The organism is Dokdonia sp. R78006 (genome assembly GCF_042466145.1).
Lineage (GTDB): Bacteria > Bacteroidota > Bacteroidia > Flavobacteriales > Flavobacteriaceae > Dokdonia.
In genome coordinates, this window is record NZ_JAXHBU010000001.1 from 2,606,902 (window position 1) to 2,633,152 (window position 26,251).

31 protein-coding genes are annotated in these 26,251 nt (G+C 38.5%); 21 read left to right on the forward strand and 10 right to left on the reverse strand.

All coding sequences use genetic code 11. The features are described 5' to 3' along the window. Positions 1-2: 2 nt before the first annotated feature. Together SJY37_RS11590 and SJY37_RS11595 are read right to left on the reverse strand one after the other, a co-directional pair. A complete protein-coding gene (locus SJY37_RS11590; RefSeq protein WP_379953105.1) occupies positions 3-1,709 on the reverse strand; it encodes a DNA cytosine methyltransferase in 1,707 nt (568 codons plus the stop codon). Positions 1,710-2,003: 294 nt separating this feature from the next. Then, positions 2,004-2,555, reverse strand: coding sequence for a GNAT family N-acetyltransferase (locus SJY37_RS11595; protein ID WP_379953106.1), 552 nt, complete (start codon positions 2,553-2,555; stop codon positions 2,004-2,006). A gap of 199 nt (positions 2,556-2,754) precedes the next feature. Here SJY37_RS11595 and SJY37_RS11600 point away from each other — a divergent pair, with 199 nt between their 5' ends. The 3 genes from SJY37_RS11600 (at position 2,755) to SJY37_RS11610 (ending at position 5,219) form a co-directional block, all read left to right on the forward strand. Then, positions 2,755-3,420 (forward strand): Crp/Fnr family transcriptional regulator, encoded by a 666-nt coding sequence (locus SJY37_RS11600; RefSeq protein WP_108878658.1) that lies wholly within the window; start codon positions 2,755-2,757, stop codon positions 3,418-3,420. 83 nt (positions 3,421-3,503) lie between these two features. Continuing rightward, the gene (locus SJY37_RS11605; RefSeq protein WP_144783778.1) at positions 3,504-4,580 is read left to right on the forward strand and encodes a hypothetical protein; all 1,077 of its coding nucleotides are present in this window, start codon (positions 3,504-3,506) and stop codon (positions 4,578-4,580) included. 66 nt (positions 4,581-4,646) lie between these two features. Continuing rightward, a complete protein-coding gene (locus SJY37_RS11610; RefSeq protein WP_379953107.1) occupies positions 4,647-5,219 on the forward strand; it encodes a TlpA family protein disulfide reductase in 573 nt (190 codons plus the stop codon). Here the strand turns inward: SJY37_RS11610 and SJY37_RS11615 are convergent. The 5 genes from SJY37_RS11615 to SJY37_RS11635 all read right to left on the reverse strand — a co-directional run bounded on the left by SJY37_RS11615 (position 5,216) and on the right by SJY37_RS11635 (position 8,718). Then, entirely contained in the window at positions 5,216-5,680 is a 465-nt protein-coding gene (locus tag SJY37_RS11615) for a DUF6265 family protein (RefSeq protein ID WP_144783782.1), read from the reverse strand. The genes SJY37_RS11610 and SJY37_RS11615 overlap by 4 nt on opposite strands. A 37-nt stretch (positions 5,681-5,717) precedes the next feature. Further along, positions 5,718-6,299: a tRNA-(ms[2]io[6]A)-hydroxylase gene (locus SJY37_RS11620; protein WP_144785167.1), complete on the reverse strand. Its 582-nt coding sequence runs from the start codon at positions 6,297-6,299 to the stop codon at positions 5,718-5,720. A gap of 35 nt (positions 6,300-6,334) precedes the next feature. Continuing rightward, positions 6,335-8,239: a DNA polymerase III subunit gamma/tau gene (locus SJY37_RS11625; protein ID WP_379953108.1), complete on the reverse strand. Its 1,905-nt coding sequence runs from the start codon at positions 8,237-8,239 to the stop codon at positions 6,335-6,337. A 58-nt stretch (positions 8,240-8,297) separates the two neighbouring features. Beyond that, a complete protein-coding gene (locus SJY37_RS11630; RefSeq protein WP_379953109.1) occupies positions 8,298-8,471 on the reverse strand; it encodes a hypothetical protein in 174 nt (57 codons plus the stop codon). Positions 8,472-8,553: 82 nt separating this feature from the next. Continuing rightward, positions 8,554-8,718 (reverse strand): Lacal_2735 family protein, encoded by a 165-nt coding sequence (locus tag SJY37_RS11635; RefSeq protein ID WP_144783786.1) that lies wholly within the window; start codon positions 8,716-8,718, stop codon positions 8,554-8,556. Positions 8,719-8,877: 159 nt separating this feature from the next. On the opposite strand from SJY37_RS11635, the gene SJY37_RS11640 reads away from it, so the two are divergent. From SJY37_RS11640 to SJY37_RS11660, 5 genes are read left to right on the forward strand one after another with little or no spacing between them, the layout of a single operon-like run. Beyond that, positions 8,878-9,162 (forward strand): 2TM domain-containing protein, encoded by a 285-nt coding sequence (locus SJY37_RS11640; RefSeq protein ID WP_379953110.1) that lies wholly within the window; start codon positions 8,878-8,880, stop codon positions 9,160-9,162. Between the two features lie 6 nt (positions 9,163-9,168). After that, a complete protein-coding gene (locus SJY37_RS11645; protein ID WP_298324540.1) occupies positions 9,169-9,480 on the forward strand; it encodes a 2TM domain-containing protein in 312 nt (103 codons plus the stop codon). After that, the gene (locus SJY37_RS11650) at positions 9,480-9,824 is read left to right on the forward strand and encodes a 2TM domain-containing protein (protein WP_298324543.1); all 345 of its coding nucleotides are present in this window, start codon (positions 9,480-9,482) and stop codon (positions 9,822-9,824) included. Before SJY37_RS11645 ends, SJY37_RS11650 begins: the two co-directional genes overlap by 1 nt. Further along, a complete protein-coding gene (locus tag SJY37_RS11655) occupies positions 9,821-10,957 on the forward strand; it encodes an amidohydrolase family protein (protein WP_379953111.1) in 1,137 nt (378 codons plus the stop codon). The genes SJY37_RS11650 and SJY37_RS11655 overlap by 4 nt, the downstream gene beginning before the upstream one ends. 49 nt (positions 10,958-11,006) lie before the next feature. Continuing rightward, a complete protein-coding gene (locus SJY37_RS11660) occupies positions 11,007-11,765 on the forward strand; it encodes a LytTR family DNA-binding domain-containing protein (RefSeq protein WP_013752352.1) in 759 nt (252 codons plus the stop codon). On the opposite strand, the gene SJY37_RS11665 is transcribed toward SJY37_RS11660, so the two are convergent. Together SJY37_RS11665 and pepT are read right to left on the reverse strand one after the other, a co-directional pair. After that, entirely contained in the window at positions 11,762-12,955 is a 1,194-nt protein-coding gene (locus tag SJY37_RS11665) for an LETM1-related biofilm-associated protein (protein ID WP_379953112.1), read from the reverse strand. The two genes, SJY37_RS11660 and SJY37_RS11665, sit on opposite strands and share 4 nt — an antisense overlap. A 58-nt stretch (positions 12,956-13,013) precedes the next feature. Continuing rightward, positions 13,014-14,255, reverse strand: a complete 1,242-nt coding sequence (pepT, locus tag SJY37_RS11670) for a peptidase T (protein ID WP_379953113.1) — start codon at positions 14,253-14,255, stop codon at positions 13,014-13,016. A 107-nt stretch (positions 14,256-14,362) separates the two neighbouring features. Here pepT and SJY37_RS11675 point away from each other — a divergent pair, with 107 nt between their 5' ends. The 3 genes from SJY37_RS11675 to SJY37_RS11685 are packed head-to-tail and all read left to right on the forward strand — an operon-like array spanning position 14,363 to position 16,277. Further along, the gene (locus SJY37_RS11675; protein ID WP_298324557.1) at positions 14,363-15,397 is read left to right on the forward strand and encodes a quinone-dependent dihydroorotate dehydrogenase; all 1,035 of its coding nucleotides are present in this window, start codon (positions 14,363-14,365) and stop codon (positions 15,395-15,397) included. Positions 15,398-15,441: 44 nt separating this feature from the next. Further along, the gene (locus tag SJY37_RS11680; protein ID WP_013752348.1) at positions 15,442-15,603 is read left to right on the forward strand and encodes a hypothetical protein; all 162 of its coding nucleotides are present in this window, start codon (positions 15,442-15,444) and stop codon (positions 15,601-15,603) included. Positions 15,604-15,659: 56 nt separating this feature from the next. Further along, positions 15,660-16,277, forward strand: coding sequence for a LysE family translocator (locus tag SJY37_RS11685; RefSeq protein ID WP_379953114.1), 618 nt, complete (start codon positions 15,660-15,662; stop codon positions 16,275-16,277). Here SJY37_RS11685 and SJY37_RS11690 read toward each other — a convergent pair. Beyond that, on the reverse strand, positions 16,274-17,968 hold the full coding sequence (locus SJY37_RS11690) for an alpha-glucosidase (RefSeq protein WP_298324565.1): 1,695 nt from the start codon (positions 17,966-17,968) through the stop codon (positions 16,274-16,276). The two genes, SJY37_RS11685 and SJY37_RS11690, sit on opposite strands and share 4 nt — an antisense overlap. Positions 17,969-18,093: 125 nt before the next feature. Between SJY37_RS11690 and pyrR the strand changes: the two genes are divergently transcribed. The 10 genes from pyrR to SJY37_RS11740 all read left to right on the forward strand — a co-directional run bounded on the left by pyrR (position 18,094) and on the right by SJY37_RS11740 (position 26,139). Beyond that, positions 18,094-18,633: a bifunctional pyr operon transcriptional regulator/uracil phosphoribosyltransferase PyrR gene (gene pyrR, locus SJY37_RS11695; protein ID WP_013752345.1), complete on the forward strand. Its 540-nt coding sequence runs from the start codon at positions 18,094-18,096 to the stop codon at positions 18,631-18,633. Between the two features lie 5 nt (positions 18,634-18,638). Beyond that, positions 18,639-19,568 (forward strand): aspartate carbamoyltransferase catalytic subunit, encoded by a 930-nt coding sequence (locus SJY37_RS11700; RefSeq protein ID WP_298324571.1) that lies wholly within the window; start codon positions 18,639-18,641, stop codon positions 19,566-19,568. Further along, positions 19,568-19,903 carry a hypothetical protein gene (locus tag SJY37_RS11705; RefSeq protein ID WP_013752343.1) on the forward strand — a complete coding sequence of 112 codons (336 nt, stop codon included), beginning with the start codon at positions 19,568-19,570 and terminating at the stop codon, positions 19,901-19,903. Before SJY37_RS11700 ends, SJY37_RS11705 begins: the two co-directional genes overlap by 1 nt. 8 nt (positions 19,904-19,911) lie before the next feature. Beyond that, entirely contained in the window at positions 19,912-20,829 is a 918-nt protein-coding gene (locus SJY37_RS11710) for a ribonuclease Z (RefSeq protein WP_298324576.1), read from the forward strand. 6 nt (positions 20,830-20,835) lie between these two features. Then, positions 20,836-21,252, forward strand: coding sequence for a hypothetical protein (locus SJY37_RS11715; RefSeq protein WP_298324579.1), 417 nt, complete (start codon positions 20,836-20,838; stop codon positions 21,250-21,252). 129 nt (positions 21,253-21,381) lie between these two features. Next, positions 21,382-22,026: a pyridoxamine 5'-phosphate oxidase gene (gene pdxH / locus SJY37_RS11720; RefSeq protein ID WP_298324582.1), complete on the forward strand. Its 645-nt coding sequence runs from the start codon at positions 21,382-21,384 to the stop codon at positions 22,024-22,026. Position 22,027: 1 nt separating this feature from the next. Further along, positions 22,028-22,510, forward strand: coding sequence for a histidine phosphatase family protein (locus tag SJY37_RS11725; RefSeq protein WP_298324584.1), 483 nt, complete (start codon positions 22,028-22,030; stop codon positions 22,508-22,510). Between the two features lie 2 nt (positions 22,511-22,512). Further along, positions 22,513-24,579, forward strand: coding sequence for a polyphosphate kinase 1 (gene ppk1, locus SJY37_RS11730; RefSeq protein WP_298324586.1), 2,067 nt, complete (start codon positions 22,513-22,515; stop codon positions 24,577-24,579). Continuing rightward, positions 24,579-25,472 (forward strand): Ppx/GppA phosphatase family protein, encoded by an 894-nt coding sequence (locus SJY37_RS11735; protein ID WP_298324589.1) that lies wholly within the window; start codon positions 24,579-24,581, stop codon positions 25,470-25,472. The genes ppk1 and SJY37_RS11735 overlap by 1 nt, the downstream gene beginning before the upstream one ends. A gap of 61 nt (positions 25,473-25,533) precedes the next feature. After that, on the forward strand, positions 25,534-26,139 hold the full coding sequence (locus SJY37_RS11740) for a porin family protein (protein WP_298324592.1): 606 nt from the start codon (positions 25,534-25,536) through the stop codon (positions 26,137-26,139). Positions 26,140-26,251 lie beyond the last annotated feature (112 nt).

Below are 26,251 nucleotides of genomic sequence, written 5' to 3' on the forward strand. Positions count from 1 at the left end.
ATTTAGTTTGAGTTGGCAATAGTGGTTATCTTGTTAATTGCATATAGAGCAAAAACCTGGCTCATAGGGACTATATCTTTGTTTTCAAAAACAATAGTTTCGCTTTGAATGTAGTCTGCTTTATTAAATTTAATTTGAGATATTATTTCATTTACCTTTTCAATCAATGCAGTTGGTTCTAGTAAATTTTCAAAAGCAACCTGTTCTTCGTACATTCTTTGTAAATCTGATGATGAACCAACTTTTTCTGAAAAACCATTATTTATAATTTTAACAAATTTGGGTCCAGTTTTCTCTTCTAGTATGATGGGTTCTATTTTTTTGTAAAACCCATCTTTTACCTTTTGGTTTTTATAGTCTATTCCTGTTCCATATTGGATGGAAGTATACCATTTATTTGTTGCTTTAGTATTCTTTTCTATGTCATAGTTGGATAATGTTACGGTTAAGTTTCCCGCTTTTATAGGATGTCTTCTAAACCTTGAATTTTTAGTTCTTTTTGGTTGTCTGTCAAATGCCTTTTCTTTGAAATCGTTGAGATTTGGTACATCAATTAGATTAGGTTCTTTAACTAATTCTAAATTTATTGGATTTGGTAAGTTATATTGTTTTAACACTTCATTTGCCAGAACTCTACTTACAGATGGACAAACTGCATTACCAACTAATCTCCATTTTGTGTGAGATGTACCGAGAAACTGATAAGTAAAAGGGAAGCCCATTATACTTGCAGCTTCTCTAACGGTTGGACTACGATATTCACCATTTCCTTTACGAGAGTATTCAGATTTATATATTAAAGCTTCTCTAGAAGTTCCACTTTTTGTGGCAGTTATAGTACGGCTTGGCTTATCTTTATTTTCAGGGAAGGACATTTTTCCCATACAATAATGATTGATTTTATGTTCTCTTGATTGTCTCCACTCACTTTTATAAAGTCCACTATCATAAAAGTGGTCAGTCAATTGGTTCAAATCGATAGCAATGGAATTATATACTGGATCTTTTATTTTTTTCGTAGATTTTTTTAAAAGTGGACTAGGAAAATAATACATAAGCTCACTAAGTGTGTTCCATTTTCGTTTATGGTGTTCTCCCTTATTGAAATGTGTAGTTTTTGGTATTACTAGTTTGTTGGCTTTTGTTATTTCTCCAGAAATAGCCCTTTTTCTAGCTTGATAAGAACCGTAATCTGCTGAGTTTATTATCGTTGTATTATCTAAGAGATTCAACGCCTCATTTTGAGGATTTATGTTATTATCTAAAGCCCATTCAGTAAGGTCTAAATCCTCAAAAGAATATACTTGATTTATGTATTTTTTAGAATTGACAACATTCTCCATATACCAGGCTTTAAGTATAGAATCTTTTCGATGTTTTTTTACAGCTACTATCCTTAAAAAACATTTTGTTAATTCTAAACCTAGTGACTTGTCTGCTTTCCCAGAATTGTTAGAGCTAGAAAATGAAACACAAGGGGGTGAGCCAATTATAATATCTGTTTCGGGTAGAAGGTTTATTTCTTCAATAGAGTCTTTGAAGTCTAAAAGGTTTTTTACTGTTGAATTAGTACCAAAATTATGATTATAAGTGTCAATAGCTGGCTGCCAATTATCATAACCCTTTACAATTTCAAAACCTTTTTGCCTAAAACCCTCGGAAAATCCTCCAGCGCCACAAAAAAAATCAATTACTGTTAGTTTCTTCATATTAAAATCAAATCTACGATTTTTCTGTTTTTTGTATTTTGAAAAAGAATTTTTGTTATCATTTTATATTGAGTTAATAACTATGAAAAATTTTTATAGGCATGAATTGTAATTTTTTTTCAAAATATCTTCATGATTGCAAATGGTTGTTTAGGTTATAGTTTGTTTGACCCAGTAATTACCACTAATCTACCACCTCAAATCCAAACTGCCATACGGTAATCCTCATTTGGAGCCAAATAATTGAAAATAAGTAGTTTTTCTTGCAAATAGGGAGAGAGTGGGCTGTGCTATCTAGCGCTTGCGGGGATCACTTTCTAAGATGGCATATTCATAGTTATCTGCCCAGCCAGTGCTTAGAGGTAATATCTGTCTGCATCTGCCTTCTCTGGTCATGCCTACTTTTTCTAGTACCTTATAAGAGGCCGTATTTTCTACTGCGCAGCCAGCTGCTACACGGTGCAGATGTAGGCTGTCAAAACAAAAATCGAGAATGCATTGTGTTGCTTCGGTGGCATAGCCATTGTTCCAATAGTCGCGGTGTATTTTATACCATATTTCGGCTCTTTGGTATTTTGGGCTTCCTATTTTAAGTCCGTAGAGTCCTATAAACTTTTGGTCTTCGCTGCGCACCATGGCAAGGGTGTAATTTGTGATGTTTTCTTGCTGGTTATCTGCTATCCAGGGAGTGATAATCGCCTTGGTTATTGCGATGTTCTCTGGAATGCCAAGTGCGTTATACGCATCTGTTTCTGGTAGCGAGTGCAGGTTGTGTATCACATCAAGATCTGCTATTGTGATAGGGCGTAGGGTGATCCGTTCGGTGGTGAGTGGGAAGTGATTCATGGGTATTAAAGATACTATTTCGGCAGGAGTCACTCTGTAAAAACCACCCACTAACCACATTACTCATAAAAGCATATGGATATAATGCGAGACATTTTCGCGAAAGCGTACAACACTCACAATGCTATAAACGCCTACTGGCTGTAAGGTTACAGAGGAGTTGCCGACAGATGTGTAATAATTAAATCCTACACGCGCTATGTCAAAAATCTGGTTTCTTGAAGATGTAAATGTTTTTAGCGTGTTGTGTCCCCATAAAACAAAGCAGTATAGAAAGCGGCATAACTTCTCACAATACGGGAAGCAAGACTTTATTTACTTTGAGGAGGATGCGGCAAATAAGGTGTACTTGATAGAGAAGGGTAAGGTGAAGCTGGGCTACTATGCAGAGGATGGTAAGGAGGTGGTGCGGGCGATACTTACTAAGGGCGAACTCTTTGGCGAGAAGGCAATACTAGGGGAGGAGTCGCGCAGTGAGTTTGCACAGTCTATAGATGCAAAAACCTCGGTTTGCCCCGTGCCGGTGTGCCAGATGCAGGAGTTAATGCGCAATAATCACAGCTTTAGTCTTAAGGTGTATAAATTTCTCGGGATTAGGTTTAAAAAGTTAGAACGCCGTCTAGACTTGCTACTCTTTAAAGATGCAACCACACGTGTAAAGGAATTTATGACAGAACTAGCCGAAGATTATGGCTACTGCTGTCCAAATACGGGAGATACGGTAATCAAACATCCATACACTCAAAAAGATATTGCGAGTCTCATAGGCACCTCGCGACCTACGCTTAATGCGATTATGAACGAGCTAAAGGCGACGCAGTTTTTAGAGTTTTCTCGCAATGAAATTCGCATAAAAGTGGCATAAAATCACCAAATGTAAGCTAGCTTACATTTAAGCAATCTTGATGGTTTTAGATTTACCATATAAATCAAAAAAAACTATCAATAATGAAAAAGCAACTATTAATGGGATGCTTCGCTCTAGGAGCTATCCTTGTATCATGTGACTCTGACGACGATACCACCACAAACGCAATCACACCAGAAGCTGGCACACTAGCAGGAGGTCCTTTTACCTTCTTTGTAGATGGAGCACCAGATATGGTAACGGGCGTGACACTCACTGGCGAACTAGCGGGAGATGTGACTACTTTTGTAGTGACAGATGACTCAAAAAACATCTTAGGAATACCACCTACGCTGGAGGCGCTGGAGGGTGTAAACTTTGACGATGCTGGCGTAGGATCTTGTTATATCTATCACCTTGCGTATCAAGATGGCTTGAGCGGACTAGCAACGGGTGAAAATCTTGATGACTTTGCAGGAGATTTTGAGCTCTCTAACTTTCTAGTAGTAAACCGCAACGCGGGACCACTTGCTGCCGAAATCGTGGGAGGACCTTTTGAGTTTTGTGTAGACGGTACACCAGATATGGTGAGCGGTTTATCACTCATGGGAGATTCTGTAGGATCTGAGAATAGTTGGGTGATTACCACAGACACTGGCGAAATTTTAGGATTACCACCTACGCTTGATGCAGTGCAGGGTGTAAACTTTGACGATGCAGGAGCAGGAATCTGCCTTATCTGGTACCTACGCTATGAGCCAGGACTAGAAGGGCTAGAAGTTGGCGCAAATGCAAATGACCTTACGGGAGTTTTTGATCTTTCTGAACCTGTAGAAGTAGTACGTAACGAGGCTATCGCTGCCGAAATTACTGGAGGTCCTTTTACCTTTACCGTAGACGGCACACCAGATATGGTAAGCGGGCTAGGTCTTACGGGAGAGAGCGTAGGCGCTTTAAATAGCTGGGTGATCACTACAGATACTGGAGAGATTCTGGGATTACCACCTACACTGGCTGCGGTAGAGGGCGTAAACTTTGACGATGCTGGAACGGGCGTTTGCCTTATCTGGTACCTGCGTTATGAGGAAGGACTTACCGGTCTTATGGTGGGTGCAAATGCAAATGACCTAAGCGGTTGTTTTGACTTATCAGAACCTGTGACGGTTACTCGTAATTAAGTATAAAAAAACGTAAGTTTAATGCGTGTGTACGACTCATCGTGCACACGCATTTTTTTATTCCCTATGGCTCAGAAAAAAAGATTTAGTTGGCAAAATATAGTGTTCATCATTGTGATTCTCTTGCTTATTATCCCGCAGACGAGGACTCCTATCCAGGTGGCAATAAATAAGGTGAAGGTGGCGATCTTTTCTCCGTCCGCTTTCGCGAAAAAGGACCAAACTCAACTCCAGTCTTTTGATTATAAAGTAAGCTCACTAGAAGGAATCCCAGCCGAAGTAGGCATAGGGAAGGGAAAAGTGACATTTATAAGTTACTGGGCAACCTGGTGCCCACCGTGTATTGCCGAACTACCATCTATAGCCGAACTGCATGCAGATTATGGAGATAAAATAACGTTCTTGCTCATCACAAACGAAGATCCTGAGGTAGTCAAAAAGTTTATGACCAAAAGAGAACTAGACCTCCCAGCAGTATTACCTGCCATGGAAACACCGGAGTTACTTTTTGAACGCTCGATACCTACGAGTTATATTATAGATCAAGAAGGAAATATAGTGGTAAAAGAAACAGGCGCCTCAGACTGGAATAGCGATAGCATAAGAACCATCATAGACAACCTACTCGCCGAAGATTAATCTTCTACCCGCCAGAATATAAACGGAATTTCCATTTCCTCTGAAGAAATTGTTGCCGTAAGCACATCATCAAAGTAAGAATACCTAATCACCTTAGGAAACTCATTTTCAGGATTTACTGCTGTAAATGACTTGCCGTCATTCTCGGTGATTTTAAAAATAGTTGGCGTTTCATTTGGCCCACTTATTTGCAGTTGCCACTCGTTTTTCTTTTGTACAAGGCGTATGCGCTCGTTAAAAACGGTGTCCTTGTCTTCTAAGGTGTAACCATGACCACGTAGCTCTGTAGCCGTAACTGTTTTCCAGTGTTCAAAGGTCTCACTACCGCCTTTACTATTAGTTCGCTCCCAGTCTCCTAGTAGATAATCAAAAGGTGTGGTTGGTTTTTGCACAACAGCTTTCTCCTTACAAGCGATACAGCTCATTACTAAACAAGAAATGATAAGAAAACGTGTGCGCATATAAGCTTGTGTTTAGGTGAGAAAATTAGTAGTGCTTTTATCCGTGTATGGTTTCTGTAACACTTAGATCCTTCATCACTTGCTTTTCAAAATCTAGTAGCTCTTGCCACTTCGCATCTACTTTTGCTCTGTCTCCGTACTGGCGCGCAAAGTTTAAGAACATCGTGTAATGTCCAGCCTCGCTTATCATGAGTTTGCGGTAAAACTTAGCAAGTTTTTTATCTTCAAGCTCCTCAGACAGTAAGCGGAAACGCTCACAGCTTCTACCTTCAATAAGCGCCGCAACTAGCAAGCGATTTACTAAACTCTCTACTCTTGATCCTCCTTTTGGGAAAAAGAAGCGTAGCTTATGTACGTATGCATCTTTACGCTCACGACCTAAGTGTAATCCTCTTTCTATCATGATATCATGCACCATTTTAAAGTGGCTCATTTCTTCCATGGCAAGATCACTCATCGCAGTCACAAGTTCTGAGTATTCTGGAAAACCTATGATAAAGGAAATCGCACTTGAAGCAGCTTTCTGCTCGCAATATGCGTGATCTGTAAGTATTTCTTCTATGTTTTTTTCTACAATATTTACCCAGCGAGGATCTGTAGGTAATTTAAGGTGGAGCATCTGGATAGCTTCTTTATTTTCCATAGCGTGTTTTTTTATAAGTCGAGATCAAACGTTTTCCTGAGGATATCTAGCGCAGGATTATGTTCTCGTAGTTTATCATATCGTTCTTGAGCAGTATACGCATACTTGCGCTGTACTTCTTCATTTACCGTAATTCCTAAAGTAATATCATAATTGTTAAGACTACGTTTTAAAAATTCAAGTAGTGGCCCTTGAGCGCGTTCTACCTCAATTTTCATCGTTTCGTTAGGATATTCTAGTTCAATCGTAGTCCCATTTAACGTAGGCTGATCTGCTTCTAGGTTAGAGGCAATAATACGTTCTCCTTTGGCAAGAAGGCGCTTTACATACTCTGCCCAAGCAGCTTGCATTGCGATTTCGGTAAATGGCTCTGTAGGTAGATTTTCTACATCTACTTTTTTGTTTGCTTTCTTTAGCTCTAGCTCCTTTTTACGCTGTAATCCTTTAAGTGATAACCCAGACACACGATCCTTGCGCAATGATAATTCGGGTACGCTAGGAGTTGTTGGTGAAGCTTGTGGTGTTACGGGAGCAGGTTGTTGCGCCGCTGCTGTGTTCTGTGTAGGAGCTGCATTTTGCGTTTGAGCTTGCGTTGCTTGTGGAGCGACTGCATTTGGTGCAACAGTATTTACTTGTACAGGAACATTTTGCTGTACAGTAGGCGGCGGAGTAGGAGTACTCTGCGTTTGCGCAGCAGGTGCTGCTACTGGAGCAGCATTTGTACCACTTGGTGCTTGTGTAGCTGCAGTATTATTTGGAGTGACTGCCGTTTGCGTCTGTGGTGCAGCGCCAGTCTGTGTGTGATCTACTTTATAATAAGAGGGAGGTACTAAGAATGGACCGTCATTTTTTTTTTCTCCATCAAAAGTGATAGAGGCAAGTTGCATGAGACAAAGTTCTACAAGAAGTCGCTGGTTACGGCTGGTTCTAAATTTGAGATCACAGTCATTTGCAATATTGATAGCTTCCATTAAGAAAGCCATATCTGTCTTTTGTGATTGCTCGTAGTACTTTTTCTTAGTGGTATCACCAACTTCCAGTAAATGAATCGTCGGCGGATTTTTACAAACCATTAAGTCTCTAAAGTGAGATGCAAGACCAGCTATGTAGTGATGTCCATCAAAACCACGAGACAAGATATCATTATACTGTACGAGTACCTGTGGGATATCGTTTGTAAGTAGATAATCTGTGGTGGTGAAATAGGTATCGTAGTCTAGAACGTTTAAGTTCTCTGTCACTGCCTTTCGCGAAAGCGTTTTACCACTAAAACTTACTACGCGGTCAAAAATGGATAATGCATCACGCATCGCTCCATCTGCCTTTTGAGCAATGATATGTAGTGCTTCTTCATCTGCTTCAATACCTTCTTCTATCGCAATCTGTACAAGATGCTTGCGAGCATCTGTAACTGTAATACGCTTGAAGTCAAAAATCTGACAACGAGAAAGTATCGTAGGGATGATTTTATGTTTTTCTGTAGTCGCTAGTATAAAGATAGCGTGCTTAGGAGGTTCTTCTAGTGTTTTAAGAAACGCATTAAAGGCCGCAGCAGAGAGCATGTGCACCTCATCAATAATATACACTTTGTATTTTCCTACCTGTGGCGGGATGCGTACTTGATCTATAAGACTACGTATATCATCTACAGAGTTGTTTGACGCTGCATCAAGCTCAAATACGTTAAAAGCAAAGTCCTCATCTGGACTTGTATTCTCGTCGGTATTAATTTGCTTTGCAAGAATACGTGCACAAGACGTCTTACCCACACCACGAGGACCACAAAAAAGTAGCGCCTGAGCAAGGTGGTTGTTGCGTATTGCGTTTTCTAAAGTGTTAGTAATAGCCTGTTGCCCAACAACATCTTTAAAAGTGGTGGGACGGTATTTTCGGGCAGATACTATAAAAGGTTCCATACTCACAAATATAAAGGGGTACGTATTATTATGCTAGTGAGTATGGACTCTTTATTGCTTATTTATTAACAGTAAGTGCAGAGAGCTTCTGGTCAATTACATGCACCATAATCTGGTAGCTGTGACTAGCCATTTCATCTTTATTGCTCCATTTTTTTGCGTTGCACATCGCTTTTTTACGATATGCCATTAACCGCCTCAGTTTTGGCGATGTGTTGAATAGGGATTTCATACTAGAGTGTTTTTGTTTGCAGTTGTAAAATATAATTTTTTTTACAAATAGTTAACGATATGGTAACAATTTGTGCAGAAAATTACGAATGCTGTGATATTTGCTTCTCAATCTCTGCAGCTTCTGCATATAAACTATCACTTGCACTTCTATCACTCTTAGATAGTTGGAACGCCCTTTCTAAAACCTTTTTGTGTTTTTCCTGAAGTTTTTCTACTTCGCTTTTCTTTTTAAATAATCCGAACATAACTTTTTTTTACATAAAGATACGGTTTATAAGAAGTGATGTCAACGAGTTTATGACAGTTTTACAATTCAGTAATGAATTTCTACACTTCGGTAAGTACTACTTTAAAAAAGGAAGGTTTGATATGATATTTACACCATCAAACAAAAAACAAACATCATGAACACACCAAACGAAAACACAAAGTACGATAGAGCAAGAGCAAGAGTAAGCGAGCTTAAAGAGTTTTATACACACCTCGGGACATACCTCATCTTTGTATGCTTTTTCTTAGCATTAAACTTTTATACCACAGGCTTTTTCTGGGCTATATTTCCTATCGCAGGTTGGGGAATCGGGATACTAAGTCATGCTGCAAAGACCTTTGGCTGGAATCCTTTCTTCTCAAAAGATTGGGAAAAACGTAAGATAGATGAGTACATTCGTAACGAGGACTTTAAATAAGATAACATGGAAACGCAACAAGAAAAGTATCAAAGAGCCACAGCGCATGTTCAAAAGGTTAAGAAATTCTATAGTAGATTAATTAACTCCCTTATTTTTATTGCTATTGTAGCAGTCATAAATTACTTCGTTAACGAGTTTCGTAATCCGTGGGTATTGTGGGTCATAGGCTTTTCATTGTTAGGGATTATTATAGATGCTATAAAACTCTTCGGGTTGAACTTCTTTTTAGGCAAAGGCTGGGAACAACGTAAGATAGAGGAGCATTTAAAAAAAGAAGAACAAGAATCACAGTCTAATACACTATTTAAAAAATAATGGAATCAACTACGAGCAAATACGAACGCGCAAAAAAACGTGTAGAAGAAGAGAAAGGGTTTTACAGGCATCTCACCGTCTATCTGATTATAAATACGCTCTTGCAGCTATTCTATTCGGGGATGTTTTTTAACTTCGATGTGCTGGGCAATGCACCTTGGTGGGTACGTTATACAACACCATTTTTCTGGGGATTATCGCTGCTAGTGCATTGGATATATGTCTTTAAGGGCTTCCGCTTCTTTAAAGGATTAAAGAAATGGGAAGATCGCAAGATTCAAGAATTTATGGATCAAGAGGAAGAAGAGTTTTCAAACCGCTTTCGCGAAAACAGGAAATCATGAGACACACGTTAGTTATCTTACTATTAGTGAGCTTTTACTCCGTGCGCGCGCAGCAAAGTTTTGTAGTAGAAAATGTAACCTTATTTAATGGCACCGAAATCTTAACAAATCAATTTGTAAAAGTAGACAACGGAATCATAAGCGAGGTGTCCTCAAACCCACTTACTGCACAAGCTACCATAGACGGCACTGGGAAGTTCTTAATGCCAGCTCTTACTAATGCTCATGTACATACATGGGCGGCTCCACAACTACAAGAAGCAGCACAAGCAGGTGTTCTCAATTTGCTAGACATGCACGGCATGGAACCTATGCAAGAGGTAATGATTAATCTGCGAGATACTTCTGGGAATGCTCGACTATATCGCGCAGGATATGCAGCCACTACAGAAGGTGGTCACGGTACACAATACGGTTTTCCTATTCCCACACTTTCGGTGCCAGAAGATGCGCAACAATGGGTAGCAGATCGTGTAGCCGCTGGAGTTGATTACATAAAAATCATTGTAGAACCTTGGAAAGCTACACTTGATAAAGAAACAGTAGCGGCTATTATTAAAGAAGCTCATAAAGCAGATAAAATTGCGGTTGTACATGTGTCACGAGCACAAGATGCTTTTGATGCACTCTCAAGCGGTGCAGATGGTCTCGTGCATATTTATAATGATGAGCCTCTCACAGCAGCACAGCTCGATCAACTTAATGAAGATGCAAACTTCTTTGTGATACCTACCATACTTACCACAGTATTGATTCAGCCATTGTACTACAACAAAACAGCCCAAGAAACAGCCGAAATAGAAGCGCGTCTCCTCAAGGAAGTTAAGCGCTTATATGATGCAGGTATTCCAATTCTAGCAGGTACAGATCCACCTAATGCCAATATTAATATAGGCAGCGATTTGTATAAGGAATTGGTTTTTTTCGCGAAAGCGGGATTACCCATCGAAGCAGTGCTAGCAAGTGCCACCTCATTACCGGCAGATAAGTTTTCTCTAGAGAACGTAGGTTATATAAAAGAAGGCTTTAAAGCAGATATGTTATTGCTTGATAAATCTCCCGTAGAAGATGTGAAGCACATGAACTCGATAGCCAAAATCTGGAAAGAGGGCGTGCTTATCACGCAAGAATAAAGAATTAGTATTTTTACGTACATCAAAAAAATCATCAAACAACCAATCCATGAACGTACTCATTATAGAAGACGAAAAACCATCTGCAAGACGCCTAAATAGAATGCTTGCCGAAGTAGGAGTTACTGTAAATGAAATGCTGCATTCTGTAGAGGAAGCAGTGGCTTGGTTTAAAACAAATACACACCCAGATTTGATTTTTCTTGATATCCAACTTTCAGATGGATTGTCTTTTGAGATTTTTGATCAAGTAGAGGTGAAGAGTGCCATTATTTTCACAACAGCGTTTGATGAGTACGCGCTACAGGCTTTTAAACTCAATAGCGTAGATTATTTATTAAAACCCATAGACGACGAAGACCTTGAAAAGGCAGTAAATAAGTACAAAGAGCGCATGCCTAAGGCACAGGATGTGTCACTTAACTTTGAAGACATCCGTAAGCTACTTGGCGCTACGGCTGTAGAGCGTGAATATAAAAAGCGATTTACGACAAAAATAGGGCAGCATATAAAAATGATTCCTATAGATGAGATTGAGTGTTTTTATAGTGAAAACAAAGGAACGTATGCTGGTACAATTGACGGACGTAATTATTTACTAGATACTACACTAGAACTGCTAGAGAATGATTTAGAGCCTGAAACCTTCTTCCGCGTGAGTAGAAAATTTTATGTAAACATCAATGCGATAGCAGATATCATTGCGTACACCAACTCAAGACTAAAAATAAAGTTGAACACCTGGAGCGAGCAAGAGATTATTGTAAGCAGGGAGCGTGTAAAAGATTTTAAAACGTGGATTGCTTAATCCTCAAGATTTTCATTAAAAGCACTAGGTAACATTGTCGGGATTAACCGCACAAGAATAGGTAGTAATAACCCTCCGCCTGGAAGTAAGAATACGGCGAGTGACGGTATGCTCTTGCAAATGTCAAGTAATTGTTTTTTTACCACTTTGCGCTCTTCTTTAGATAAATCACGTGTAGTAGACTGACCTAGTAAAATCATTAAGTCACGGCTCTCTCTTATTTCTCTCACAAGACGATTGCTATTGCGTGAGATAAGATTACCCACAGAAGAAGTCGTCTGACTATAAAAGTGCTTTATAGGATTACTGTATTTAAGATACGATATCTCTGTGCCGTGTTCCGTCAAAAAAGTTTTTACGGCAAGTACTGCATCAAGGTATCCCTTTTCATCAAGACCCATAATCGTACAGAACTGCATGATAAATTCGCGTTCGTGCTTATCGATCTTCTCGTCATCCCATAGCGATAGACTACATAAATCTAGAAGATATTGTTGCTCCAGGGGTTCTGTGATAATCCCGAGATTAATCTCAGAGACCTTGGTATGCGTGTGCTTTATGAGTTCGTTATAGCGTACAGAGCTTTCAAATAGCTTTATAAGGAGCTTGTTATATTCATCCTTACTTTCCTTTTGTTGCAATGCCAGCCATATAGATTCTGTAAGAACAGCCTCTAGGTTTTTTGCATACTCGTAGGGATCACCTTGGGTAATGAGGTAGTGATCAAAACTTAGAATATCTATAAACACTAAAGCATTAGTGATAAGATGACTAAAACTCTTCTGCAAGGCAGACTCATTAGTCTGCACCCGCTGGTGGATAATTTTCTCCACCTTAGCAGCAGCAGATTCATTACCCAAAGGAATTTTAATAAAGTATTGTTCCTTTTTATCTAGCTGCCTGTAAAATGAAACGATAGCTTCTAGGCAATCTTCTTGCCTAGCATTTGCAATCGTATCGTAATACGTAAAAGCAAGTGCGTCAAAGAGGTTAATCTTTGTTTTCTCCTGTACCGTCCACTTAAGTTGTGAGGACTCACTATCCAGCAAGGTATCTAGAGAGTGTCCATAGATAAAACCCTTGGCTCGTAGCGAATCATAAAATGCACGCTCATCCATAGGGTTCTTAACTAGATAGTCAAGAAGCTTTGGGAAGTGTTTATTTATCCAGCCAGTGGCAGAAGGATTCATAAGTGAGCTTATTTATAAAACGATAGTTATTCGAAATTCGCTAATTGTAATTGTTATGTTAAACGTTCTTTTGTGCTGTGATTTCTGTAATTCTTACAATAACCTCAACGGCTTTCATCATACTCTCTACAGGTACATATTCATATCGCCCATGGAAGTTATGACCACCTGCAAAAATGTTAGGACACGGTAATCCCATAAACGAGAGCTGTGATCCATCTGTACCACCACGTATAGGTTTAATAAGTGGTTCTATGTCTAGCGATTTCATTGCTTCCTCTGCAATATCTACAATGTGCATTACAGGCTCTACTTTCTCACGCATGTTAAAGTATTGATCTTTGATCTCTACAGTCACTACTTCTTTTTCTAGCTGTGCATTAAGCTCATCTGCTAGTTGGATCATCATTTCCTTGCGAGCTTCAAAATGTCCTTTGTCGTGATCTCTTATGATATATTCTAGCGTTGTATTGTCAACGCTTCCGTTAATATCATATAAGTGAAAGAACCCCTCACGATCAGAAGTGTGCTCCGGAGTTTCTAGCCTTGGTAAGCTATTTATGTAGTCTGTAGCGATGTACATACTATTTACCATTTTGCCTTTTGCATAGCCTGGGTGTACAATTTTACCTTCTATGGTAACGACCGCCCCAGCAGCATTAAAGTTTTCATATTCTAGTTCGCCTATCTGGCTACCATCCATAGTATACGCCCATTCGGCACCAAATTTTGCTACATCAAATTTATGTGCGCCACGACCAATTTCCTCATCAGGAGTGAAGCCTACGCGTATTTTACCGTGTTTTACTTGAGGATTTTCAAGCAAGTATTTCATTGCTTCCATAATCTCGGTAATACCCGCCTTGTCATCTGCACCTAGTAGGGTGGTGCCATCTGTTGTGATGATGGTTTGCCCTTTGTATTGCTTTAAATCATCAAAGTATTCTGGCGATAACACGATATTCTGTTCCTTATTAAGAACAAGATCTCCACCGTCATAATTCTCCCAAATCTGTGGTTTTACGTCTTTCCCCGTAAAATCTGGAGTTGTATCAAAGTGTGATATGAAACCAATAACTGGTACCTCATGATCTACATTGCTAGGGAGTGTTGCCATCACATACGCATGCTCATCTATCGTTACCTCACTCATTCCCATTGCTTCCAGTTCATCCTTGAGCTGTCTTGCAAGATCCCACTGGCACTCAGTACTTGGCGTGGTGTCGCTGTTAGGGTCACTTTCCGTATAGGTAGTTACGTAGCTTATAAATCTTTTAAGAAGTGCGTCTTTATCAATCATAATGGGTTGTTGTGAGTACGCTTTCGCGAAAGCGTAAAAATCATCATTCAATTCTGCTTCAAAAATACCTCTTTTTGGACTATTTTTGCACCACAGAAACGACCGAAATGTACAAACTCCTCATACGCCCAATTCTCTTTTCTTTTGATCCAGAAAAAGTGCATTATTTTACTTTTAGATGGATAAAGCGATTACATAAATTAGGACTCTCCGGACTTCTTAATCGTATGGGAAAGGTGGAAGACAAGCGGCTAGAGCGCAATGTCCTGGGACTTACTTTTAAAAACCCCGTAGGACTAGCAGCCGGTTTTGATAAAGATGCAAAGCTTTTTAATGAACTAGGAGATTTAGGCTTTGGTTTTATTGAGATAGGTACCGTTACTCCAAAAGCACAAGTAGGAAATCCAAAGCAGCGTCTGTTTCGATTAAAAGAAGATCAAGGGCTCATAAACAGAATGGGCTTCAATAATGGAGGAGTAGCCGAAGCGGTAACTCGATTAAAATCTCGTAAAAACAACAACATTATCATAGGTGGAAACATCGGTAAAAACACCGATACTAAGCCGGAAGATTATACAGCAGACTATCTAACGTGTTTTCACGAATTACATCCTGTAATAGATTATTTTGTGCTTAATGTAAGTTGCCCGAATGTTTCTAGTCATGCAAAATTGAATGACAAAGATTATCTAGAAGAACTTATAGGAGCTGTACAGCAAGCAAACAAGACGTATGCGGTGCAACGTCCCATTGTACTTAAAATAGCTCCAGATCTTAATAATCAGCAACTAGATGAAATAGTATCGCTTGTAAAAGAAACAGGGCTAGATGGTGTGATTGCAAGTAATACCTCTGTAAATAGAGAAGGTTTGATAACCACGGACGCTCGCCTTGCAGAAATAGGTAATGGCGGACTAAGCGGTAAGCCGGTTACCGATCGTTCTACACGTGTGATCAAATACCTATCAGATAAGAGTAATAACTCATTTCCAATCATAGGTGTAGGAGGAATTCACTCTGCGCAAGATGCTCTCGATAAACTTGAAGCAGGAGCATCGCTTATCCAGTTATATACAGGTTTTGTATATGAAGGTCCAGGATTGATTAAAGAAATAAATAACGCCATCTTAGCGAAAGGATAGTAAGTTGCCATCGTCTAGTAACTTTACGTTAATCAATTCATGCCATGAGGAATTCTCATAAACTTATTTTTGCCTCTATTGCCGTCATGCTTTTTGCGATGAAACCTGATATCGCAACCTTTATCCCGCAATGGGCAAAGCTTGCTGCAGCAGGTCTTTTATTATTGCTAGGCTTTTACTCGATGTGGAAGGAACGACAGTGGTAGTGTTGTAAGCATCTTGTTTTTTCTTATTTTGCAATGACTAACTAACTAGTATTCCTTTGATAGAATCCATCATTGCTTTTCTAGCAGCAACTGCTTTACTTGCGTTTTCGCCAGGGCCAGATAACATCTATGTACTCACGCAGAGTGTTGCAAATGGCAGTAAATCTGGACTTGCAACCACCGCAGGGTTAATTTCTGGATGTATTGCACATACTACACTTGTTGCTTTTGGGCTATCGGCAGTGATTGCTGCTTCGCCTTTTCTGTTTTTTGCAATTAAAACGGTAGGAGCAATGTACTTGCTTTATCTAGCCTTTAAAGTATACCGTAGCGATGCGTCAATTAACCTCGCAGATGGTGCTCCAAAAAAGTCATACACAGCCCTTTTTAAACAAGGTGTGATTATGAATATCCTTAATCCTAAGGTGACGATATTCTTCTTAGCATTTTTTCCAGGATTCTTATGGGATCCAGAAGGAAACACGGTGTATCAATTTTATGTGTTAGGATTGCTATTTATGCTAGAATCCTTTGTCATCTTTGGAAGTATTGCACTAGTCGCAGGAAAAATCTCTCATGTACTTCGCACTAATAAGAATGCGGGTATTGTCTTAAAGTGGCTACAAATTATCGTTTTTATAGGGATTGCTGTTTACATTTTTATAGACGGCTAGTTTTCTAATCGATACACAATCGCTTGCCATGGGCGGATTGTAAATTCTTTAAAGGTCTTATCATCTATTATTTTATCATTAGAAATGACTTTGATCTTCCTATTATAGCTTACAGAAAGCGGTAACGAGAAGTGTGCTGTATCTTCAGAGAAATTTAATAGCACTAAGAAACGCTCACTTTCAAGCGTTCGCGTATAGCAATATACTTGCTCATCTTCGGGTTTGATACACTCATAAGCGCCATACACGAGCGCTGGGTACTTTTTACGGACAGCAACAATCTGTTTGAAGTAGGAGAGTACCGAATCCTTTTTATCGAGTTGGTCTTTTGTATTGACACCTATTTTGTAGTCTTCATTGAGCTTTATCCACGGAGTGCCACTTGTAAAGCCAGCGTTTTCTGTGTGATCCCATTGCATAGGCGTGCGTGCATTTTCTCTAGCAGCATGTTGCTCACTGTCCATAAAATCATCAAGATCTCCACCTCTGTTTTTTACAGTCTCATATCTGTTAATCGTATTAATGTCGCGATAATCTTCTATATCTGTAAAACGTACGTTAGTCATTCCAATTTCATCACCTTGATAAAAATAAGGAGTACCGCGCATGGTTAATAGAAATGTTTGAAGTAGGGTAGCGCTGTTTCTCCAGTGTTCTGGAGTGTCATTTCCCCAGCGGCTCACAGTTCTGGGGAAATCATGGTTTGCTAGAAACAACGATCCCCAGCCAGCTTTTGCAAATACCGCATCCCAGTCAGTAAATACTTTTTTAAATTCAGGTAAGGAGTAGCCGCCCTCACGCATTTTAAAAACCTCTCCAGGAGCACGGTCTAAACTCATGAGGTCAAAATGGAAGAACATATCCATCTCCTTACGTTCTTCATGAACAAAATCCAGCGCATCATCAATGCTTATACCTGGACCTTCACCTACAGTAAACGCATCGTATTTTGAGATTACTTCATTATTAAGTTCGTTGAGATATTCATGCACTTTTGGGCCATTTGCATAATACGCAATGTATTCATGAGGTTCTTTTGCGTCAATTTCTGGGTAGTTGATATCTTTACTTATAAAAGGAATCACATCCATACGGAAACCATCGACACCTTTTTTAAACCAGAAGTGCATCATATCATATATTTCGGCTCTCACTTTTGGGTTTTCCCATTTGAGGTCGGGCTGCTTTACAGCAAAGTAGTGTAAGTAATAGGCATTTGTTTGCTTATCGTATTGCCATGCATTTTCTTCTACATCAAAGTAACTCCATCTTTTTGGAGGTGTACCTTTTTCCGCAGGCCACCAGTGGAAGTAGTCTCGGTAAGGATTATCACGAGAAGTCCTACTTTCTTTAAACCATTCATGCTCGTCACTACAGTGATTTACCACAAGATCCATCACTAGACGCAGTCCTCTAGCTTTCATGCCTGAAAGTAACTCATCAAAATCTTCCGTAGTGCCAAACTCTGCCATAATCTTTCGGTAATCACGTATGTCATAACCATTATCATCATTAGGCGAATCATAAATAGGGTTAAGCCAGATAATGTCTACCCCTAGACTAGCGATGTAGTCTAGTTTTTCTATGATTCCACGCAAGTCACCTATGCCGTTACCCGTGGAGTCACGATAGGATCTAGGGTAAATCTGGTATACAATTCCTTCTTTCCACCATGTTTGAGTTTGTAGCATCTTTTTCAGCGTTTAGGTTGTAACGAAGTTAGTAATAGATACGCTTTCGCGAAAGCGTAACAAACACTACCATCAATCCTTAGAATTATGTAACTTTGACCCCCGAACAGATTTCGGAAAATTCTATGAGCCAAAAAGTACTTCTTACTGCGACAGAGATTAACATCATTCTCAATCGTCTGGCTTGTCAACTTATTGAAAATCATACTGATTTTAAAAATACCGTTCTCATTGGGATACAGCCTCGCGGCGTGTATCTAGCAGAACGTATTAAGAAGTTGCTCACCACAGACTATGGCATTGAGGCTATCAAGTTAGGTTATCTAGATATCACGTTTTATCGTGATGATTTTCGCCGTAGCGAGAAAACACTAGAAGCAAATAAAACCAAAATAGACTTTGTAGTAGAGGATAAGAAAGTGGTCTTTATAGACGATGTCTTGTATACAGGACGCAGTATAAACGCTGCTCTTACTGCGGTACAGAGTTTTGGGAGACCAGAAGAAGTAGAGTTATTATGTCTTATAGACAGACGTTTCTCTCGTCATTTACCTATCCAACCAGATTACAAAGGGCGTCAGGTAGATGCTATAAATGATGAACAAGTGAAGGTGTGCTGGGAAGAAAATGATGGAGAAGACACCGTATATCTAGTAAAAAGCTAATTATTATGAGCGAGTTGAGTGTCAATCATCTGCTAGGAATCAAGTATATCAATGAGGCAGATATTGAACTTATTTTTAAAACGGCAGATCATTTTAAGGAAGTGATCAATCGCCCTATTAAAAAGGTACCATCATTACGTGATATTACTATTGCAAATCTCTTTTTTGAAAATAGTACACGTACAAAATTGTCTTTTGAGCTTGCAGAAAAACGTCTAAGTGCAGATGTAATTAACTTTTCGGCTGCAGCATCATCTGTAAAGAAAGGAGAAACGCTCATTGATACCGTAAATAATATTCTATCCATGAAGGTAGATATGGTAGTTATGCGACACCCTAACCCTGGAGCTGGCGTATTTCTATCAAAACATATCAAGGCAAGTATTGTAAATGCTGGAGATGGTGCTCATGAGCACCCTACACAAGCATTGCTAGATAGTTATTCTATAAGAGAACGTCTAGGTGATGTTGCTGGTAAAAACGTGGTGATTGTAGGTGATATCCTTCACAGCCGTGTTGCGCTATCAAATATATATGCGCTTAAGTTACAAGGAGCAAACGTAAAAGTATGTGGTCCAAAAACGCTATTGCCTAAATACATAGAATCACTAGGAGTAGAAGTAGAGCTAGATTTACGCAAAGCACTTGAATGGTGCGACGTAGCAAATATGCTTCGCGTGCAAAATGAGCGGATGGATATTAGTTACTTTCCAAGCACAAGAGAATACACGCAGCAATACGGAGTGAATAAGAAGTTACTAGATTCTCTAGATAAGCAAATTGTAATCATGCACCCAGGACCTATAAATCGCGGTGTAGAGATTACGAGTGACGTAGCAGACTCAGAACATGCAATTATCTTAGATCAAGTACAGAACGGAGTTGCAGTGAGAATGGCAGTAATGTATCTTCTAGCTTCAAAAATCAAACAATAATGACGGTTACAGAAAAGCCTACCTATACCATACTTACAGACGACCGCACAGATGTGCGCGATTTTGCATTATACTTAGAGAATATAGTACCAGATCACTACGATCAAAAGAATCTAGTGATAGACCTTCTTAAGTATGATGAGCTCACACTTGAAGATCTTGTGCAGTTTTTAAAGCTTTCAAACTACCAGCGTGCAGATAAGAAATCGTTTGTATTTGTAAATACAGGGATTAACTATGATGTTGTACCTGATGAGATGATTGTTGTTCCTACGATTGAGGAAGCTGGAGACGTAATTGAAATGGAAGAAATAGAGCGCGATCTCGGATTTTAAAATATTTTATGTCTAGCAATCTACATCTTACTATTTTAGGTTGTTATGCGGCAGCGCCCAGCTCTTTTAAAAATCCCACCTCACAAGTTTTAGACATACGAAATCACTTATTTCTTATAGATTGTGGAGAGGGCACACAGGTTGCACTGCGCCGTAACAAGATTAAGTTTTCTCGTATAAAGCACATATTCATATCGCATTTACACGGAGATCACTTTTTTGGACTAATGGGAGTGATTACCACCTTTAGTCTTCTTAAAAGAACAGCACCGCTCACTATTTATGGTCCTAAAGGGCTTAAAGAAATTATACTCTTACAATTAAAAATCACGCAAGGATTTACAAGTTATCCTCTGCGATTTGTAGAGATCACTAGTAAGGAACCTACGGTTATTTATGAGGATAATGAGGTGACCGTAACTACAATACCGCTTAAACATCGCATTTATACAAATGGCTTTTACTTTCAAGAAAAGCCAGGAGAGCGTAAACTAGACATAAATGCCTGCCTTAATTATGAGATTGATAAGGCTTATTACTCAAAAATTAAGCAAGGTGGTGATATTACCTTAGATGATGGAACGCTTATCCCTAATGATAAGCTTACCTTTGACCCATCTAAGCCTAAGAGCTATGCATATTGTAGTGATACAGCTTATAAAGAAGCAGTCGCTACACAAATTAAAGGAGCTACCGTGTTATATCATGAGGCGACTTTTTTAGAAAGTCACGCACATTTGTGTAAATCTACTGGTCATAGTACAGCGGCACAAGCAGCGCAGATTGCAACAAAGGCAGAGGTGGGAAGTTTAGTGTTAGGTCATTATTCCATTAGATATGGAGATTTGAATCTATTTATAGAAGAAGCTAGACCTCATTTTGAGAATGTCTTATTAGGAGACGATGGTAAAGAATTTACATTTTAAAGCGTTATGATGGAAGAAGAAATTAAGAAAATAGCAAAACCAGTACTAGCAAAGTTGCAAGAGCATTTTGATATTTTGATACCTCGTAACCTGTTTTTAGTAAGCCCAGACACGCAGCTTAAAAAGATAAATACCATCTATGGATCTACTTCTGTAAAGGGAAACATAAGCATTACTTTTAAGATGTTCATGTTAGAAGATCAGTATATGTGTGAGTATTTCTTACAAGCAGATGGATTTACAGAGCACCGTCGTTATAATATCTATACAGATCGTGTGGAGATGCTAGAGAACTTTGAAGGTCAGTTTGCTGCATCAGGAGTAGATGATGAGGACATGGATTATGAAGAGTTTACACGTATTAGAAAGCATAATGATAAAGTGAGAAAACTTTTAATTAAAAAAAGATTCATGAGGAAGTAGAAGTACGCTTTCGCGAAAGCGTGCACCTCAAAAATTTTATCTTTTGAAGAGTATATTTTAGTTCATTTTTACGAATTCTGAACTAATTCTAACTTTTATCTTCACCTCGGTCTTCGTACATTTACTGCAATGAACAGAGACTTACACGACTACAGAAAATCATACGAGAAAGGCGAGTTGCTATTAGAAAACTCGGCTTTAAACCCTATGGACCAATTTAAAAATTGGTTTAAGGAAGTTGAAGACGCCGGCGGCGTTGCCGAACCGAATGCGATGACTGTTGCCACTTTGGGAACAGACGGTTTTCCAAAATCAAGAATTGTTCTTCTCAAAGAACTAGATGCAGATGGTTTTGTTTTTTACACAAACTACACAAGCGAGAAAGGTGAAAGTATTGCTCACCACAATAAGGTGGGAATTTCTTTTTTCTGGCCTAATCTAGAGCGTCAAGTGATTATCAAAGGTGATATAGAAAAAGTAAGTACGGAGCGATCTGATACTTATTTTAACGCGAGACCTAAGGATAGCCAGTTAGGCGCGTGGGTATCTGATCAAAGTAGTGTAATTGCTGGGAGAGAAGTGCTAGAGGATAAGATGAAAGCACTTAAAGCCACTTATGAGGGTAAAGATATACCACGTCCAGCGCACTGGGGTGGTTATATTGTAAAACCTATATCTATTGAATTCTGGCAAGGAAGACCTAGCCGTTTGCATGATAGAATACGCTACAGACTAGAAAATAACCAGTGGATTAAAGAAAGACTAGCTTCATAATATGAAAACACTCTACCTCGTAAGACACGCCAAATCAAGTTGGAAATTTGATGTTATAGATCATGAGCGACCGCTCAATGAGAGGGGTCTAGAAGATGCACCTGCTATGGCAGCCCATATTTCGGCAACAATGCCTAAGCCAGATCTTATGATGAGTAGTGATGCGTTAAGAGCAAAAACTACTGCGGTATTTTTTGCCCAAGCATATGGAATTGATGATAAGAACATAGTACTCGATTATAAAATGTATGACTTTGCGGGCGAAGATCTGGTTGAGGTGATACGTAATGTGAGTAATGAGGTTGATTGTTTAATGGTTTTTGGACATAATAATGCTATGACTAATGTGGTTAATACGTATGGAAATGAAACTGTAGATAATGTTTCTACAGCTGCATTTACAGCAATAACTTTTGATATTGATAGCTGGAAAGACCTCAAAAAAGGAAAGACGATTTATTACAAAGCTCCTAAAGAATTATAGTAATGACACAAACAGACGAAAATAGATATATAAACCGTGAGTTGAGTTGGTTGCAATTTAACGCTAGGGTATTACAAGAAGCTGCAGATGAAAATGTACCACTTATTGAGCGCTTTCGTTTTTTAGGTATTTTTTCAAACAACCTAGACGAGTTTTTTAGAGTACGATATGCTACCGTACGTAGAATTGTAGATGCAGGAAAGACGGGAAGAAAGGCGTTAGGAGTTTACTCTGCCGAGGAACTACTAGGTAAAATTACGGAGGTAGTTATAGAGCAACAAACAGAAAGTCTCAAGATTCTTGAGGATATCTACAAGAAGCTAGAAGGAGAAAATATTTACATGCTCACGGAAAATGAGATTACACTTCCGGAGCATAAAACATTTATTAAAGACTTCTTTACAGATCAAGTATCTCTCGCTGTAGAGACCATTATACTGCGAGAAGATGTAGAGCTACCACGTATACAAGACCTTGATGCCTATCTAATGGTCAAAATGGTGCTTACAGATACAAAAAAGCCACTCTATGCACTTTTAGAGATACCAAGTACAATAGATCGTTTTGTAGTATTGCCTCAGGTGGATGGTAAGGATTACATCATGATGCTAGATGATTTGATTAGGTACAATCTTGATACCATCTTCAGTATTTTTGATTATGACAGTATCACTGCTCATATGATTAAAATTACACGTGATGCAGAGCTTGACATAGAGTCTGATTTAGGTAAAAGTTTCTTAGAGAAGCTCACGAGAAGTGTAAAAGGGCGAGAAGATGGAGAGCCTGTGCGCTTTGTATTTGATAAAACTATAGAAAAAGAAACGCTGCAGTTTCTACTTGATAAATTAGGGATTAAACGTAAAGATAGTATCATACCTGGAGGTCGTTACCACAACCGAAAGGATTACATGAACTTCCCTTCGTTTAATAGACAAGAATTGTATTATCCAAGCGTAAAGCCCTTACCTATACCTGGAATAAGTTTAGAGGATAGTCTTTTTTCTGTCGTGGCTAAAAAAGATTTTTTACAATACACACCTTACCAAAGTTTCTCTTATACCATCAAGTTTTTGAGAGAAGCAGCCTTAGACCCAAAGGTGAGATCTATTAAAATAACCATTTATAGACTTGCAAAATTATCAAGTATTGCAAGTGCTCTTATAAATGCTGCTCAAAATGGTAAAGAAGTAACGGTACAGATAGAACTTCGAGCACGTTTTGACGAAGAATCAAATATGCGTTATGCCAAGAAAATGCAAGACGAAGGGGTACGCCTCATCTTTGGCGTTCCTGGCTTAAAAGTGCATAGTAAAGTCTGCGTGATTGATAGAGAAGAAGAAGGGAAGATCGTAAGATATGGCTTTATAAGTACTGGAAACTTTAACCATGCTACAGCACGTATTTATACAGATTATACGCTCTTTACGGCAAACAAGGAAATACTAAAGGATTTAAGCAAGCTCTTTAATTTCTTTGATACTAATTATATTGTAAATAAATATAAGCACCTCGTTGTAGCGCCACACTACTCGAGAAATAAGATGTACAGGCTCATTGAAGAGCAAATCGAGGTTGTCAAAAATGGCGGTAATGGTTTAATACGATTAAAGCTCAACAGTATTTCTAATTATGAAATTATCGATAAGCTTTACGAGGCAAGTAATGCTGGTGTAAAGATAAAGATGATTGTACGTGGTGTATGCTGTCTTATTCCAGGTGTACCTGGTATGAGTGAAAACATCGAAATAATTAGCGTTATCGATAAATTCTTAGAACATACAAGAGTATACATTTTTGGAGAGCCGGGATGGGAGAAGGTTTTTATCTCTTCATCAGACTGGATGAGCCGCAATCTTGATAATAGAGTAGAGGTAACTGTGCCTATTTATGATGAGGATGTTAAGAAAGAAATAATAGAAACACATGAAATTGCGTGGAGTGACAACGTAAAAGCACGTGTACTCAATAAAGAGATGGATAACAGATACAAAAAGGATGATAAGCCAGTAATAAGATCACAATTTGCTACTTATGATTATTATGTAAATAAACTCTCTCAATTATAGTGCTTACCATAAAAAAATATGCTGCAATAGATATAGGTTCTAATGCAATACGTCTACTTATAGCAAATATTATTGAGCAGGAGGATGGTCCTACGCTATTTAGAAAAAATGCTTTAGTTCGTGTGCCTATTAGGCTTGGGGAAGACGTTTTTATTAACGGTGAGATTTCCCCAAAGAATCAAGAGCGCATGGAGGATGCCATGAAAGCTTTTAGATTACTGATGAATGCTCATCAAGTGCTAGAATATAGAGCTTGTGCTACAAGTGCGATGAGAGATGCTCGTAATGGTTTTGCTTTCGCGAAAGCGTTAAAGAAAAAAACAAATATTACTATAGATATCATAGACGGCGAGGAAGAGGCAAAAATTATAGCAGCTACAGATCTTAATAGTTTTATTAAGGAAGACCGAACGTATATCTATGTAGATGTAGGAGGAGGGAGCACAGAGATAACCATCTATCACATGGGTAGCATGATTGCATCTAGATCGTTTAAAATAGGAACTGTACGATTGTTAAATGATCTCGTCTCGCAAGAAGATTGGGATATTATGCAAAAATGGATTGCTTTAAAATGCGCAAACTATGATCATATAGATCTTATAGGATCTGGAGGAAACATAAATAAGGTATTTAAGTTAAGTGCAAAAAAGCCAGGTAAAACCTTATCATACCTATTTCTAACGCAATTATATAAAGAACTTAAGAATTTGAGTTATGATGAGCGTATAATTAAGCTAGAACTCAATCCTGACCGCGCAGACGTAATATTTCCTGCATTGCGTATCTATTTACAAGCAATGAAATCATCAAAAGCAAAACAGATTATTGTGCCGAAAATTGGACTTGCAGATGGTATCATCAAGAGTTTGTATCATTCTAACAATTCATAATGAGGATTTTAAATTTAACGTATATTTGCTTGTAAAACGTAGAATTAGAAAACATTAGCTCATGAAAAAATCACTATTTTTTATTACAGGATTGTTTCTTTTATCTTTTTTTTCCATCAACGCTCAAGTTACTTCTGGATTTAAAGCAGGTGTGAATTTTGCAGATGTAAATGGATTATCTTTTGATAATGATGGTAGCTCTGCGGCAGATAGAATTGAAAACCAACTTGACGGTAAGCGCACAAGTTATTTTGTAGGTTTTCTAGTGGATATTCCTATCTCAGAGAAGTTGAGCTTTATGCCAGAATTTATCTTCTCACAACAGGGTAAAAATTTAGAAAGTTTTCGCCTAGATTACTTAAACCTTCCTTTAGGATTAAAGCTTAATCTAAGTAATCTGTATATTAATGCTGGGCCACAAGTAGGTGTAAAAGTCTGGGATCCTAATAAGTCTGGAATATTTTCAAACTTTGAAGCTTCTGCATTTGGAGGTTTAGGATATATCTTTGAATCTAATATTTTTATTGAAGCAAGATATACTTACGGTCTCACAGATATCTTTCAAGACAACAACAATTTTACTTTTGATAACGCTGATGAGACTCGATTTTCTGGCTTAGAAGGTAAAAATGCTGTGATTCAATTGGGAATAGGCTATAGACTTTAGAGCAAATCGTGTTCGTTATCGGGTGTAATTTGTTTTTTACAGTTTATTTACTTGGTTTTGTTGTTTTACTATAGAAAACTGATTTATACAATTTATCTTTATACTCTGAGGT

Coding starts and splice junctions, on each gene's coding strand:
- SJY37_RS11700 (WP_298324571.1), top strand. CDS start 18,639: ATGAGCGAGTTGAGTGTCAATCATCTGCTAGGAATCAAGTATATCAAT.
- SJY37_RS11660 (WP_013752352.1), top strand. CDS start 11,007: ATGAACGTACTCATTATAGAAGACGAAAAACCATCTGCAAGACGCCTA.
- pdxH (WP_298324582.1), top strand. CDS start 21,382: ATGAACAGAGACTTACACGACTACAGAAAATCATACGAGAAAGGCGAG.
- SJY37_RS11680 (WP_013752348.1), top strand. CDS start 15,442: ATGAGGAATTCTCATAAACTTATTTTTGCCTCTATTGCCGTCATGCTT.
- SJY37_RS11710 (WP_298324576.1), top strand. CDS start 19,912: ATGTCTAGCAATCTACATCTTACTATTTTAGGTTGTTATGCGGCAGCG.
- SJY37_RS11605 (WP_144783778.1), top strand. CDS start 3,504: ATGAAAAAGCAACTATTAATGGGATGCTTCGCTCTAGGAGCTATCCTT.
- SJY37_RS11620 (WP_144785167.1), bottom strand. CDS start 6,299: ATGCTCCACCTTAAATTACCTACAGATCCTCGCTGGGTAAATATTGTA.
- SJY37_RS11590 (WP_379953105.1), bottom strand. CDS start 1,709: ATGAAGAAACTAACAGTAATTGATTTTTTTTGTGGCGCTGGAGGATTT.
- SJY37_RS11690 (WP_298324565.1), bottom strand. CDS start 17,968: ATGCTACAAACTCAAACATGGTGGAAAGAAGGAATTGTATACCAGATT.
- pepT (WP_379953113.1), bottom strand. CDS start 14,255: ATGATTGATAAAGACGCACTTCTTAAAAGATTTATAAGCTACGTAACT.
- SJY37_RS11635 (WP_144783786.1), bottom strand. CDS start 8,718: ATGTTCGGATTATTTAAAAAGAAAAGCGAAGTAGAAAAACTTCAGGAA.
- SJY37_RS11665 (WP_379953112.1), bottom strand. CDS start 12,955: ATGAATCCTTCTGCCACTGGCTGGATAAATAAACACTTCCCAAAGCTT.
- SJY37_RS11600 (WP_108878658.1), top strand. CDS start 2,755: ATGTCAAAAATCTGGTTTCTTGAAGATGTAAATGTTTTTAGCGTGTTG.
- SJY37_RS11715 (WP_298324579.1), top strand. CDS start 20,836: ATGATGGAAGAAGAAATTAAGAAAATAGCAAAACCAGTACTAGCAAAG.
- SJY37_RS11675 (WP_298324557.1), top strand. CDS start 14,363: ATGTACAAACTCCTCATACGCCCAATTCTCTTTTCTTTTGATCCAGAA.
- SJY37_RS11740 (WP_298324592.1), top strand. CDS start 25,534: ATGAAAAAATCACTATTTTTTATTACAGGATTGTTTCTTTTATCTTTT.
- SJY37_RS11650 (WP_298324543.1), top strand. CDS start 9,480: ATGGAATCAACTACGAGCAAATACGAACGCGCAAAAAAACGTGTAGAA.
- SJY37_RS11655 (WP_379953111.1), top strand. CDS start 9,821: ATGAGACACACGTTAGTTATCTTACTATTAGTGAGCTTTTACTCCGTG.
- SJY37_RS11705 (WP_013752343.1), top strand. CDS start 19,568: ATGACGGTTACAGAAAAGCCTACCTATACCATACTTACAGACGACCGC.
- SJY37_RS11645 (WP_298324540.1), top strand. CDS start 9,169: ATGGAAACGCAACAAGAAAAGTATCAAAGAGCCACAGCGCATGTTCAA.
- SJY37_RS11725 (WP_298324584.1), top strand. CDS start 22,028: ATGAAAACACTCTACCTCGTAAGACACGCCAAATCAAGTTGGAAATTT.
- pyrR (WP_013752345.1), top strand. CDS start 18,094: ATGAGCCAAAAAGTACTTCTTACTGCGACAGAGATTAACATCATTCTC.
- ppk1 (WP_298324586.1), top strand. CDS start 22,513: ATGACACAAACAGACGAAAATAGATATATAAACCGTGAGTTGAGTTGG.
- SJY37_RS11610 (WP_379953107.1), top strand. CDS start 4,647: ATGGCTCAGAAAAAAAGATTTAGTTGGCAAAATATAGTGTTCATCATT.
- SJY37_RS11640 (WP_379953110.1), top strand. CDS start 8,878: ATGAACACACCAAACGAAAACACAAAGTACGATAGAGCAAGAGCAAGA.
- SJY37_RS11630 (WP_379953109.1), bottom strand. CDS start 8,471: ATGAAATCCCTATTCAACACATCGCCAAAACTGAGGCGGTTAATGGCA.
- SJY37_RS11625 (WP_379953108.1), bottom strand. CDS start 8,239: ATGGAACCTTTTATAGTATCTGCCCGAAAATACCGTCCCACCACTTTT.
- SJY37_RS11615 (WP_144783782.1), bottom strand. CDS start 5,680: ATGCGCACACGTTTTCTTATCATTTCTTGTTTAGTAATGAGCTGTATC.
- SJY37_RS11595 (WP_379953106.1), bottom strand. CDS start 2,555: ATGAATCACTTCCCACTCACCACCGAACGGATCACCCTACGCCCTATC.